12 protein-coding genes and 1 pseudogene are annotated in these 13,353 nt (G+C 53.9%); 4 read left to right on the forward strand and 9 right to left on the reverse strand.

Annotated features, from left to right (window positions below; translation table 11 throughout):
* Positions 1 to 260: 260 nt before the first annotated feature.
* A complete protein-coding gene (locus ACFQI7_RS07010; protein ID WP_218098552.1) occupies positions 261 to 791 on the forward strand; it encodes a GNAT family N-acetyltransferase in 531 nt (176 codons plus the stop codon).
* Positions 792 to 908: 117 nt separating this feature from the next.
* On the opposite strand, the gene asd is transcribed toward ACFQI7_RS07010, so the two are convergent.
* The 8 genes from asd to ACFQI7_RS07050 all read right to left on the reverse strand — a co-directional run bounded on the left by asd (position 909) and on the right by ACFQI7_RS07050 (position 9,464).
* Positions 909 to 1,982 carry an aspartate-semialdehyde dehydrogenase gene (asd, locus tag ACFQI7_RS07015; protein WP_218098553.1) on the reverse strand — a complete coding sequence of 358 codons (1,074 nt, stop codon included), beginning with the start codon at positions 1,980 to 1,982 and terminating at the stop codon, positions 909 to 911.
* Positions 1,983 to 2,045: 63 nt separating this feature from the next.
* A complete protein-coding gene (locus tag ACFQI7_RS07020; RefSeq protein WP_218098554.1) occupies positions 2,046 to 2,666 on the reverse strand; it encodes an HAD-IA family hydrolase in 621 nt (206 codons plus the stop codon).
* A gap of 87 nt (positions 2,667 to 2,753) precedes the next feature.
* Entirely contained in the window at positions 2,754 to 3,524 is a 771-nt protein-coding gene (locus ACFQI7_RS07025; RefSeq protein ID WP_218098555.1) for a nucleotidyltransferase domain-containing protein, read from the reverse strand.
* A gap of 27 nt (positions 3,525 to 3,551) precedes the next feature.
* Positions 3,552 to 4,082 carry a nucleoside-triphosphatase gene (locus tag ACFQI7_RS07030; RefSeq protein ID WP_218098556.1) on the reverse strand — a complete coding sequence of 177 codons (531 nt, stop codon included), beginning with the start codon at positions 4,080 to 4,082 and terminating at the stop codon, positions 3,552 to 3,554.
* 249 nt (positions 4,083 to 4,331) lie between these two features.
* Positions 4,332 to 5,699 (reverse strand): sodium-dependent transporter, encoded by a 1,368-nt coding sequence (locus ACFQI7_RS07035; protein WP_218098557.1) that lies wholly within the window; start codon positions 5,697 to 5,699, stop codon positions 4,332 to 4,334.
* Positions 5,700 to 5,796: 97 nt separating this feature from the next.
* Complete coding sequence (gene spoVB, locus ACFQI7_RS07040; protein WP_218098558.1) at positions 5,797 to 7,350, reverse strand: stage V sporulation protein B; 1,554 nt, start codon at positions 7,348 to 7,350, stop codon at positions 5,797 to 5,799.
* Positions 7,351 to 7,468: 118 nt separating this feature from the next.
* Complete coding sequence (locus tag ACFQI7_RS07045) at positions 7,469 to 8,437, reverse strand: DUF3892 domain-containing protein (RefSeq protein WP_230414854.1); 969 nt, start codon at positions 8,435 to 8,437, stop codon at positions 7,469 to 7,471.
* A 103-nt stretch (positions 8,438 to 8,540) separates the two neighbouring features.
* Positions 8,541 to 9,464, reverse strand: coding sequence for a S66 peptidase family protein (locus ACFQI7_RS07050; protein ID WP_218098559.1), 924 nt, complete (start codon positions 9,462 to 9,464; stop codon positions 8,541 to 8,543).
* 170 nt (positions 9,465 to 9,634) lie between these two features.
* On the opposite strand from ACFQI7_RS07050, the gene ACFQI7_RS07055 reads away from it, so the two are divergent.
* The 3 genes and pseudogenes from ACFQI7_RS07055 to ACFQI7_RS07065 all read left to right on the forward strand — a co-directional run.
* Positions 9,635 to 10,759: a glycoside hydrolase family 88 protein gene (locus ACFQI7_RS07055; protein WP_218098560.1), complete on the forward strand. Its 1,125-nt coding sequence runs from the start codon at positions 9,635 to 9,637 to the stop codon at positions 10,757 to 10,759.
* Positions 10,760 to 10,959: 200 nt separating this feature from the next.
* Entirely contained in the window at positions 10,960 to 12,075 is a 1,116-nt protein-coding gene (locus ACFQI7_RS07060) for a glycoside hydrolase family 88/105 protein (RefSeq protein ID WP_218098561.1), read from the forward strand.
* 86 nt (positions 12,076 to 12,161) lie between these two features.
* Positions 12,162 to 12,365 (forward strand): annotated as a pseudogene (locus ACFQI7_RS07065) (spore coat protein); the annotation flags it as partial.
* A gap of 70 nt (positions 12,366 to 12,435) precedes the next feature.
* Here the strand turns inward: ACFQI7_RS07065 and ACFQI7_RS07070 are convergent.
* On the reverse strand, positions 12,436 to 13,248 hold the full coding sequence (locus tag ACFQI7_RS07070) for an MBL fold metallo-hydrolase (protein WP_218098562.1): 813 nt from the start codon (positions 13,246 to 13,248) through the stop codon (positions 12,436 to 12,438).
* Positions 13,249 to 13,353: the final 105 nt, after the last annotated feature.

Raw genomic sequence — 13,353 nt, forward strand, 5'->3', positions numbered from 1 at the left:
CTTTCTTCCGCTGGAATCTACGCCGGATGATTTCCTGATGTTCCTTGCGCATGCCGGTTCTGTACTCCCGGAACCGCACACCAATGTAATTATTGATATTCGCGGGAATGGACCTTTATAACGACAAGCTGCAGCGCGACACCAGTAGACGGCAAGGAATACGAGAATACGGCGTCGAATAAGAAACCATGCTGGACAAATATCGCCTGTTTTCCGTGCGATAAACCGCCAATTCACAACCATGGTGCCGGAGGTGTAAAATGATCTATTTGGAAACTTCGAGATTGCGGTTGCGGGACTGGGAAGAATCAGATTTGGAGCCATTTGGCCGGCTCAATGCGGATGAAGAGGTGATGAGATATTTTCCAAAAACATTATCAACCGAAGAAACAAATGCGTTCTATCATACGATCGTATCCGAGTTTAACGAATGCTGCTTTGGACTTTATGCCGTGGAAGTGAAGGAAAATAAACAATTTATAGGGTTTATAGGATTTCATAGGGCAACCTTTGAGGCAGATTTCACACCATGTATCGAAATTGGGTGGCGGCTGAAAAGAGAGGCTTGGGGAAAAGGATATGCAACCGAGGGGGCTTCAGCCTGCTTGCAATACGGATTTAACGAATTGGGCTTCAGCGATGTGTACAGCTTTACAGCTGAGGTGAATCAACCTTCGAAGAACGTTATGATCAAAATCGGCATGCGTTTCGTGAAAATGTTCAACCACCCGAAAGTCGAGAAAGAGAGTCCTCTATATCCGCATGTACTATACCATATCAATCGAAAATAAAGCTGCAAAACAGCATGAAGTTTGAGCGAGGTTCAAGAGGCCTCCGTTTGCAGCGCAAGCTTAATGGGAAAAAGCCGCCTTGCGGCGGCTTCGGACGATCTGAAAAATAAATTTATATCATACCTGCAGTATGCCCTGCTCCAGCATCGATTCGGCAAGCAAAACGGCGCCTTTGCCGGCCCCCATCTTCGTGTTGTGCGATACAAGCACATATTTGACGCCGCCAAGCACCGGCTCTTCCTCCAAGCGTCCCATACTCGTCGTCATCCCGCCGCCGAGCTCCCTGTCTAATCGGGGCTGCGGACGGAACGGATCTTCATGAAGGTGAATCATTCGCTCCGGGGCGGAATGCAGCTTAACGTTTCCGAACGGATTGAATGCCTCAATCGCTGCCTTGACTTGCGATAATTCGGCTTTTTGCTTCAATCCGACGAATACCGATTCCGTATGTCCGTCCAGTACATTGGCGCGCGTACAAATACAGTTGACGTTGATCTCGGCAGGTCGAATACCTTCCCCGGCATACTGCCCCAATATTTTTAGAAGCTCCTTCCTTACTTTTCCTTCTTCATTCGGAATGTATGGAATGATGTTGTCGAGTATGTCCAGCGTCCGCACGCCGGGGCTTCTCCCCGCGCCGCTCACCGATTGCATCGAAACCATCAGCACGTTGTCGATCCCGAACCGCTCATGCAGCGGCTTCAGCGTAACGGCAAGTCCGGTCACCGTACAGTTCGGAACCGCCAGCACGAATCCTTTCCAGCCGCGTTCCCGCTGCTGTTTGCGGATCAATGGCGCGTGATCGTCATTCACGCCGGTAATGAGCAGCGGCGTATCGTCGTAATATCGGAAGGCCGAAGCGGTCGAGAAGGTCGGCGTTGTCTTGGCGAACCAAGGCTCCAGCTCTTTGGCGAGATCGGACTCGATCGCCGTAAAGATGACGTCCACCGATTCCGGGCGGAACTGCTGCGATGACAACACCGGTACATCCAGCATATCGGCCGGAACCGGGGCGCTCTGCGTCCAGCGGGACGATCCGTTCGATTCGAGCAGCGCTTCGCCGTAGCTCTTCACCGTTCGGGATGTCACCATCGTCACCACTTCAAAATTCGGATGCCCGGATAGCGCTTGAACGAACTGCTGCCCTGCCATCCCGGTTGCCCCGACAACAGCCGCTTTTAATCTTCCCATGTACAACCACTCCTCCTGATAATTTACACTATTCTATGGAGGAACCGGGCTTTTGTCAACCGTTTATACGGCGCTGCGGTTACGGCTGTCAAGCTGCGGGTCGGACAAGTAACGGGATACATCTCCGATCCATGCTCCGCCTGAATCCGCGAGCAGCGTATCCCATCCGATCTTTGCTGCCGGCTTCAAATTTTTCTCCTGATCGTCGACGAACAAGATGCGGTCGAACGCGCCGAATCGGGAAGCAAGCGCCTCGAACATTTCGGGATGCGGCTTGCAGAAGCCGATGCTGCTGGATATGGTGATGCTCTCGATATACTCGCTGACCGCCGCCAGTGCGGGAACGACCCACTCGCTCCGGTGGTTGCTTAGCAGGTGGATGTCGGCGATCCGGCTCCATGCCGGTAAATAGGATAGCGCCGGCAGTGCAACGAGATTGGCGTGAAGCAGCTTGCGGGCCTTTTGCTCATCGATCGAAGGAAACGATACACACAGCCAGCTCCAGAAATCTTCCTCGGTCATCTTCCCGGACCACAGTGCTTCGCGCACCTCTTGTTTGAATTGCGACGCAATCACGTTATCCGGGACATTCGCTTCCACGGACAATTGCTGCCACAGCTGCGGCGATAAATTGGTCAGCAACACGCCTCCGATATCGAGAACCAGTTGGGGTTTTGCATTCATGTGCCTGCACTCCTTAGCATCGTATAAGTGGGAAATTATTGAAATGAAGACGGGTATAGCTCAGTATACAGCTTGTTGGCATCCGCTTCAATAAAGCGCAGCAGTTCTGCCAAATCCCGAAGCCGCGAAAGCTCCGAAGCGTATACCCGCCAGCGCTTCGCGGATCAGCCCGTGCCATCGCTCCGGCAGCAGTTCCAGACCGTAAGCTCCGGCCCCGAGCTTGCTTGTGACGTCCTGCCACACAATCGTGTAATGCTGCCGCAGCATGCCCAGCACGCACCATTCGACCGCTTCGTCCAGCCTCTCTGGCGGCAGCTTTCCCTCCGGATCGTCCGGCAATGAAAGCAATCGATGCTCCAGCCGGTTCACTTGATTATGCCAGTATGTATTCATGTTGCCGATCACGTAACGCACGAGCGCGTTCGCCGGTATTTCATAAGCAAACGGCGCGTCCGTCCCATATACGCAAATGCCGCGCTTCTTAAGAATCCACCAGGTGACCGGGTTCAAATCGGCATGCGCCCCGTTCGGATCAAGCCGCTCATTAAAATAAGACGGGAACGCAGTTACCGCGTCCGCTTCTTTACCGGCATCCTCCCGGCAAAGGTAGGAACCCATAAACTGCAAGCCGGGCCATGCTTTGTCCACGGCTTTATGGATGTCGGCCATCGCCGCAAGGTCTTCCTCGGTCAGCGGCCGCTTCACGAAAGCCACAAAATCAATGTCGCTCGAGCCTTCGACATAGGCATCAAGCGCGATAGAGCCGTATAAATAGACCGATTCGACGGCGTCCGGCAGGCGTGCTTCCGGCAAATCGCACAGCATGCGCACAGCCGGCTCGACGTTAGGCGGTATCATCTCGCACAGCCTCCTTTATCTTTTCGATCAGCGAAGCCGTTTTGCAATTTCATTTGCCAGCAAGCCGGGAACGGTATCCCGATTATGTTCCTCAAGATGATATACCGTTACGCCCGGACCGTTCTTGATTTTGTCGATGACCGGATGGGCGTCCAGGCATACCGTTCCGAGCACGATATGCGGCGGATCGGCTATGAGTCGTTCGACCAGCTCGCGAAAAGGAGCGGATAACATCTGCATCGGCCCGATTTCGTCGATAACCGTAACTTGCCCGTGCTGCAAAGACTGTTGAACCGACCGTATGGCGATTTGCTCGAATGGCTCGATCATCACCCCGTACCTTCCCACTCTTAACGGGCTTGTGCTGTCGATATGCGCAACTTCGATGCTTTCTCCTGCGACTGTAACGCAGCGAAAGCCGATCCGGTCAACGTCATCACGAATTTCCTCGGTGTAAAAACCGCCGCACTTGTTCGGTCCGATCCATTCAATCGTTTTTCTGATCGCGGTCGACTTCCCCGTCCGTGGCTTTCCCGTCAGCAATAACACATTGTTCACCCGCGTTCGCCTCTTCCCGTAACAAGTAAAATGATGTGCGTAATCATTTATATCGCAAATCGGCGGTTTAATACAATGCGGAGCCGCTGATAGCTTACTGATTGCATCATAACGCCGAAAACGCAAGGAGCGGCTTATCCAGACCGCCGTTAAGAAGCGCAAGCGATTGCGTGCTTAGCGGGGTACGCCGTATTGAAAAAAGCTTTGCCGCCCGAACCGGGGCAGCAAAGCTTTTCCTCAATAAATGCGTTATACGCGGATCAACCCTACGGAGTACAGGAAGATCAAGATAATCAATACCGGCGCGACATAGCGCAGCGCAACCATCCATAACCGGTACCCTATTCCTTTCAGCCCCGCCTCTTCCCCGGCCCGCTTCCAAGCGTAACCGGTAAACAACGTGACGACCAGTCCGCCAAGCGGCATCATAATGTAGGCGGTGACGAAATCGACCCAATCGAAGATCGTCTTGCCCCCGGGCGTAAATCCGCCCAGCAAGCCGCCGACCGACATAGCCGAAGGAATGCCGATCAAGAAGCAAAGCGATGAGACGTAAATCGCCGCTTTTTTCCGCGGCCATTTCCATTTTTCCATCGCGAAAGCAATCGGAACCTCTAATATCGAGATGGCTGATGTCAGCGCCGCGATCGCCAGCAGCGCGAAGAACAGCCCGCCGAAGAAAAAGCCGAACGGCATTTGCGAGAACGCGGCCGGCAGCGCCATGAAGGCAAGGCCCACCCCTTCCCCCGGCTCCAGACCGAAGGAAAATACGGTCGGAAAAATGATTAGTCCGGCTATCAAAGCGTACACCAAATCGCCGAATCCGATGGCAAGCGTTGCCGCGCCAAGCGACTGCCGCTTATCCACATAAGAACCGTACGTTAGCATGCAGCCCATACCCAGTGATAAAGAGAAGAAAGCATGTCCGAGCGCAATCAGCGCGGACTCGGCATCCAGCTTGGAAAAATCCGGCTTCAAGAAAAATTCAACGCCGGTCGAAGCGCCGGGAAGCGTCAAGGCGCGAAACATCAATACGATCAAAATGATCAGAAAACCGGGGATCAATATTTTGTTAAACTTCTCGATGCCGCCGGAAACCCCTTTCGCGAGCACCACGCCGGTAATCAGCATGACAACCGCTTGCCACAGGATCGGGGTATAACCGGAAGCAAATGAGACGAATTTCATTTTGTAATCGGTACCGCTTTGAAACAGCAGGCCGGTGAACGATTCCACCGTGTAATGAAGCGTCCAGCCCGCTACGACGGCATAATAGGACATGATAATAAACGCCGTGATGACGGAGAACACGCCGAAGACGCTCCAATATTTTTTCTTCGTCAAGTTGTAAAACGATGTACCGGCGCTGCCACGGCCGCCGCGTCCTACGGTCATTTCCGCCAGAAGAATGGGCAGACCGACGATGATCAAACAAATGATAAACAATAGAAAAAATGCGGCTCCCCCGTGTTTGCCCGTTATGTACGGAAATTTCCACATGTTGCCGAGACCTACCGAGCTTCCGATGGCAGCCAGTATAAATCCTGTCGCGGTAAAACGTTCTGCCGAGCCTGCATTTGAACTTGGAGTTGATTCGTGCTGTCTATTACTGCTCATGATGAACTCCCACTCGTTTTGTTTAGTAGCCAACCAAATTATATTAATTCAACGATCGTTTCACTGTCATGATGTAAATTATTCCACCGGCAACCTTTTACGTAAACATCCTTCGGATGACCGGAAACCGCTGAACGTCATTTCGTTTGATCGTATTCGTCGCAAGCAGCGAGACCATATAAGCGAGCAGCGAAACGGAAATCGAACCGATAACGGAGAGCATCAGCGTATAGCCGGCATGTTGCATAAATACGAATGAGTTGTGCCCGATCAGCACCATGGCGGCCAGACTGAGCGCCACCTTGAGCCAGGTGCGAATATCTAGTGAAAAGCCGATACTTTTGGAAAGCGATAAAAAATTAAGCATCGTGATAAGGCAAATACCGATATTCATTCCCCAAATGATGCCGTGAATGCCCATCATGCTCCCGAGTACGAAGATGGCAGCCGCTTTGACGATCGTCGTCGCGATAAAATTTTTCATCACCGTATTGACCATGCCGAGACCGACCAAAACCGCGTGCAGCGGCGGTTCGAAATATTGCAGAAGAAAAATCGGGGCCAGCAGCTTCAAAAACTCTCCCGCTTGTTCCATATGGTATACCGCCATCGTTAACGGGAAAGCCCACACGTATAACACGGCTGTGCACGGGGCTCCGATGATTAGCGCGATGCGTATCGCCTGATCCAGACGCTGATGGATCAATTGGCCGTTGCCCCGCGCCTTGGCTTCGCTGATTGCCGGAATAAGCGCCGTGGAAAGCGAATGCATGATGAAGCTCGGGAATACGAGCAACGGAAACGTGTAGCCGGCAAGAAGTCCGAACTGCTTCGTCGCCACGACGGCACTGATCCCGGCGATGGCCATGCTTTTCGTGATCAGCAGCGGCTGCAGCGCACGATATATCGAATGAATAAATCCTTGTCCGGTCGTCGGCAATCCGATTTCGAGCAATTCGACCAGCGTCTTCTTCTCCTCTCGCAGCTGCGGGGAGAGGCTTTGCCGTTCCCGCTTCCTGCGGTGTACCTGCAGCATGAGCATCAAGTAAAGAAGTCCCGCCCCTTCGCCGATGACCGTGCTGATCATGGCGCCTGCCGCGGCATACTCAATGCCCAGCGGCAGCAAATATTGAACCAGCGCGGCAATCAATGCAATCCGGATGACCTGTTCCACGACATCCGAGATGGCGAGCGGGCTCATGTTTTGCTTCCCGCGAAAATAGCCCTTGATGACGGAAGATACCGCTACTAGCGGCGCGATCGGGATAATGGCCAGCATCGCGTAGTAGGCTCTCGGGTCCGACAAAATCCACGACGACATGAGCTTGGCCCCGAAAAAAGAAAACAGCGTCAGTACGATGCTGATCGTGCCCGTAATGGAAAGGGATACGACCAATATCCGTTTCACCTTGGCTTGATCGCCTTGCGCTTCCGCTTCCGCCACTAGCTTGGATATCGCCACGGGCAGTCCCAGACTCGTTATCGTGACGATAATCGGCACAAGCGGCTGCGCTATCATGAGCAAACCGATACCTTCCGGACCAAGATACCGCGCCATCACGATGCTGTTGACGAAACCGAGCATTCTGGTAATGAACGCCGAGATCGTTAAGATGACTGTTCCACGAACGAAAGACTGCTTACTCTGCAATGACGTACACCCCCTGTCTAAGCCATTGTATGAAGGACAAAGGGTGGAAATAACAAAAATTTGAGCAGGCTGCGGAGCAGCCTGCCCTATAAACCGCTCGTGGTGAGAGCGGCGCGAATCAGAACCGGGGCAAGTTGGATAAGTTATTGCTCGGATCTCCGTCGGGATACGAACGGAGCGTCTTCTGGCCTTCGCGGTTTTTCCCCGTGTTGACGTCCTCGATCAAGCCGGCTTCCGCCATGCCGATCGCCGTCGCGATGTCCGCCACCGAGCCGTCCTGAAACTTCACTGCGCTGATCCCGCCGCCATTGTAACGAACCGCTTGAATGATCGCTTTGTTCGGGTCGATCGTGTGCGGGCCTTTGCCGTACTGCGTCCCGTCGCGCATGAACGTGCCATATTGCACCGGTTGGCCGTTCGGACCGTAGCCGGTATAGCCGCCTTGAAAACCTACGTCGCGCGCATCCGCATTGTTAATCCCCGTATTCCGGCTGCCGTATTCGGCATTCGGATCGCCGGAGGAGCCGGGAACGGGCATGCCGCCCTGGAACGTCTGCCCGCCGATGTTGCGGGCTTGCGGCATAAATGATTGCGGCTGCGCCGACTGGCCGTACGACGACTGCGTCATTCCTGCAGCGTTGCCCGTCCATGCGCCCGCCGACTGGCCGTACGACGACTGCGTCATTCCTGCAGCGTTGCCCGTCCATACGCCCGCCGGTTGGCTGGACGACGACTGCGTCGTTCCCGTCGTGTTGCCCGTCCATGCCCCCGCCGACTGGCCGTACGACGACTGCGTCGCTCCCGTCGCGTTGCCCGTCCATACGCCCGCCGACTGGCCGTACGACGACTGCGTCGTTCCTACAGCGTTGCCCGACTGCGTTACCGCCGATTGGCCGCTTCCTTGCCCTCCCTGTCCGTACGATTTGAACTCGGGAATCGGCTGGCCGTTCCAGGCAAAATTGCCGTTATGGGTAGGCTCGACCGCATTTTCGTAACCTTGCGCAGGTCCCGTTGTCGCTTGCTGACTCATTTCCGTGTTGTAAGTCTGACTTTGGTTGTTCGATGTACTTTTTCGACGACGCGGCATAATTGAACCAGCTCCTTTGCTCTGTCTTGTTGTGTAAGGATGTCCATAGCATGCGCCGCTTGGTTGGAGGTTATACCCATGGAAAATAAAAGAATACGCCGGTCTACATGCTGACGGTACTCTCGACCAACGTCAGCGCCCCCGCATTCGCATCAAGATGAGCCATTGCACCGATCGGCACAGCCGCTTTATATACGCCGTGGCCTGACGCCAAATTCGTTAATAACGGCTTACCGAGCGGCACGATCGTTTCATTAATCAAATCTTCGTACGTTTTCCCGTAAGCGATCAAGCAGTTCGTGCATTCTCCCATAACGATGCCGGCGCAGTCGCGGAATTTTCCCGCTTGCTGCAAATGTTTAATAAGGCGGTACACTTTGTTGATCGGCTCGTGCGTTTCTTCCAGCAAAATGATTTTCCCCCGGGTATCGATCTCGAACGGCGTGCCTAACGTATCGACGAATGAAGTGATATTCCCGCCGACGATCGGACCGAAGACGCTGCCTCCGACTTTGCCAACTAGTTCCAGACCCGGGGGATTCGCGATGGGCCGGACGTTCCTTACGGTAGATGTCGCCTCGAAAAACTGATTGAAGTTGTATTGCGGCTGATCCGGGGAAAAGCTGATCAGAAGCAAGCTGTGCAAAGTGATCAAATTGGCGAACTGGTACAGCACATTGAGCAGCACTGTAATATCGCTGTAGCCCGTGACGATTTTCGGGTTGCGGGCGATGGAAGCGAAATCGAGATACGGCAAAATACCTGCGACGCCCACGCCTCCGCGTGACGGAAGAATGAGCTTGACCTCAGGGTTTTCGATCATACTCATGAAATCGGAAGCCCGCTGCTGATCCGTGCCTGCCAAATAACCGTCGGACGCATATACGTAATTCCCGAGTACAACATTGAATCCCATCGACTGCAGCGTCGCCACTCTCGCATTTATGATCTCCGCATCGAGCGGGCTTCCAAGCGTAACGACGCCTATCGTATCCCCCTGTCGCAACTTCGGCGGTCTAATCGCCAAACCAGTTCCCCTCCGTGTAGGCGTTTATCTTTATCATATGCCGCTGCGACCCGATGATTCTCGCAAACTTTCCATTTCTACTTTTCGTGGAAGCGCTTAAGTGATATAATAGCTTTGACAATTTAAACGTTTCAATTTGTGAAAATATGAATATTGCGGGAGGTCTCGCCATGAATCAAGCGTATATCGACAATGTGATGCAGCGACTGCAAACCAAAGTAGACCGGATGATCGAACAAATCGGAGCCAAATGCCCTCATGTCGCCAAGGAGGACGGGCAATATGACGACACGCCTTCTCATGCATGGACCTCCGGGTTCTGGCCGGGGCTGCTGTGGATCATGCACGACGTTACCGGCAAGCCGCACTACCGCGACGCGGCCTGGAGCTGGGACGAGAACATCGAGCAATGGCTCGCGGGGCCGCTGGTTGGACCGGGGCAAGGGCTGCACCACGATGTAGGTTTTCAGTTTTTGCCCACGGCGGTGATCAAGCATACGCTAACCGGCGACGAAGACGGGTTGCGGCGCGGGCTGCAGGCCGCGAATTTTCTCGCCGGAAGGTTCAATCCGGCAGGCTCCTTTATCCGTGCGTGGAACCGGGATCATATCGGCTGGGCGATCGTCGACTGCATGATGAATTTGTCGATCCTTTTCTGGGCGTCCGAATCTTCCAGAGACCCTCGCTTTAAGCATATTGCCGTCGCCCATGCCAACACCGCACTGCGGCATTTCGTCCGCCCGGACGGTTCGACGAACCATATCGTCGTGTTCGATCCGGAAACCGGAGAAGCGGTCGAGTCTCTTGGCGGACAAGGCTACGGCCCGCATTCCGCCTGGAGCAGAGGAGCATCCTGGGCGATTTACGGCTTTGCCAATACGTATCGTTACACCGCCGATCAGCGCTATCTGGAAGCGGCGAAGCGGGTCGCTCACTTCTTCCTTGCTTCTCTACCGGACGATCATGTGCCGCACTGGGATTTCCGCACCGAGACGCTCGAGGGCGAACCGCGGGACAGCTCGGCTGCCGCCATCGCCGCTTCCGGTCTGCTGGAAATCGCAGATCATGTACCCGAGGCGGAGGCTCGCTTCTATACGCAATCGGCGAAAAAGATGCTGCACTCGCTCACGGAGCGGTACGCCACGTGGGACCGTCCGGAGCATGAGGCGATCCTACTGCACGGCACGGGGAATAAGCCGTCCGAGATGAATATCGACGTATCGCTCATTTACGGAGATTATTACTACGTGGAATCGTTCGCCAAGCTAAGCGGCTGGAAACACCGTATATTTTAATCGCGAATACAGGAAGCGCTGCATCCGATTGCGGAGAGCGCTTTTTTTTCCGCCGATGCAGATGTCCCGGTAAAAGCTTTGCATTTTTTGCGATATGCGCCGCGGAATGATACGATATTGCCCATTTTGAGCGGACAGGTTGTACATATGATTTGGATGCGCTAACATAGGGGACAAATCGGCCCTAGGAGGAATCTGTTGTGAGCGTACCGTGGTCTGTGGCAATGTCCGAATCCTTCATGAAGCAATACCCGCTTGTATCGGATATGCCGTTTCAAAAACGCCGCTGCTGGAACTATGAGAACGGCTGCATTCTTACCGCATTCGAACGGATGTGGGAACGTACGGGAGACGACCGTTACTTCCGCTATATTAAAGAAAATATGGATTTGTTCATTCGGGAAGACGGTTCCATCGATACGTACTCGTTGAATGAATATAACGTCGATATGACCAACCAGGGCAAAACGCTGTTCCTGCTTCAACGGGAAACCGGGGACGACAAGTATCGCAAGGCGATCGAACTGCTCGTAACCCAGCTGAAAGGACATCCGCGAACGAGCGAAGGCGGCCTGTGGCATAAAAAAATATACCCGTTCCAAATGTGGCTGGACGGCGTGTATATGACCTCCCCCTTTCTTGCACATTATGCGCAAACGTTCGGCGAGCATGAATGGTACGACGACGTCGCGAATGAAATTTTGCTGATGGAACGCGTCTCCCGCGATCCGAGAACCGGGCTGCTGTACCACGGCTGGGACGAAAGCCGGGAGCAGCGCTGGGCGGACAAGCAAACCGGCTGTTCCCCGAACTTCTGGGGGCGAGCGCTAGGTTGGTACGTCATGGCCGTCGTCGATGTGCTCGACTTCCTGCCGATGGATCATCCGAAGCGCGGTCAAGTGATCGGCATTTTTTACCGGTTGGCCGAAGCGATTATGGATGTGCAGGATCAGGAAAGCGGACTATGGTATCAAGTGCTGAATCAAGGAGGACGGGAAGGCAATTACCTGGAGTCGTCCGCCTCGGCCATGTTCGCATGCGCACTGGCCAAAGGCGCAAGAAAAGGATACCTCGGCGGCTCGGCGCTTCAAGCTGCGCGTAAAGGTCACCAAGGCCTGCTTGATCGGTACGTCGAACGCGATGCGGACGATTCCTTGCATTTGAACGGCATTTGCAGCGTCGCCGGTCTCGGCAACAAGCCTTACCGCGACGGCTCGTATGAATATTATATCAGCGAACCGACCCGTCGCGACGACCCGAAGGGCTTTGCCCCGTTCGTGATGGCCTGCCTGGAGATCGAAGCCCTGGAATCATAATCGACTCTGGTAAATGCTGAATTCCCAACCGGCTGGGCAGGTTCATCAAAAGGCACAGAGCACAGAGCGCCGTATTTTTTTGTTATGCAGTAAAAAGCTACGCGCTCGCGATTACGGAAACGGCGACGCCACAGCTTCGGGAGACCTTCACCAAACAGCTGTTGAACGCGATCCTCCTACATGCAAAAGTTTTCAACTACATGTATGAGCGCGGCTTATATCCGGCGTATAATCTGGACCAACTACTGGCGGGTGACGTGAAGCTCGCCAATGCCGCGTTGTCGATGTAACAAGCACAAAGAGCTGTCCTTCGGCGTTCCATTCACCGGGGCAGCTCTTTTGTGTGGTTGTATGATTTTTTTATAATTCCAGCGTTAAGCCGTCGTAAGCAACATGAATTCCGGTCCGCCCGTACAGCTCGACGAGCTCTTCATGCGACGGATTGTGCTGATGCGAGAAATGGGAGACATAGACGGTGGTGTCCGGCCGTTTGGCCCCGATGCTCTCCATCTTTTCCAGCATCGTATGTACGCCCGCGTAATTCAAGTGAACTTTCTGATGGTCCGTATCGGTCGTCGTCGATTCGATAATGATCAAGTCAAACGAATGACCTGCCATCTCGTCCCATACTTGTTCCTTGTACGTGCCGGTATCGGAAGCGAACAGCAGCTTCTTCTTGCCATCGTCGATAATAAAGTTCATCGCGTCGCCGGACGCCTCATGGTGGGAAGCGGTAAGCGATTTGATCCGATAAGGAGACAGCTCGAACGACTGGTTAGGAAGAATCGTCATCCGCGTCAAGTCAAGCACTTCGTCGTTGCCTTGGCCGAACATCTTGAATACGGATGGAGGTGCTGTCAGCTGCATCGGAACGATCGTAGACTGCCGGCGAAACGATCTCGTCCGCATCGCCAAGTTCGAACCGAGAAAATGATCGCTATGGCTGTGAGTGATTAGATTGTACTTCACCTGAACAAGCGAGATGCCGTACATGCCGCAAGCGGCGTAAACATCGGGCCCGTTGTCGATCAGCAGATCGTCGTTCACCAGTACAGCCTGCCGCTTGCGGACATTTTTCCCCAGATGTTTGCGCGCATGATCGCATGTCGGACAGTCACAGAAGGCGGAAGGGATGCCTTCGGCCGCCGCCGTTCCCAGAAAAGTAAGTTTCATTGTGTACCAGCTCCAATCGTTCGTTTGTAGTGGATCAGCCGCATGGCAGCCGTTGTCTCCATAAATTTCCTCCTGTTTATTATAGTGAAGCCGGCTGCATAAATC

The sequence above is a fragment of the Paenibacillus allorhizosphaerae genome, from assembly GCF_042659105.1.
In the GTDB taxonomy this organism is placed as follows: domain Bacteria; phylum Bacillota; class Bacilli; order Paenibacillales; family NBRC-103111; genus Paenibacillus_G; species Paenibacillus_G allorhizosphaerae.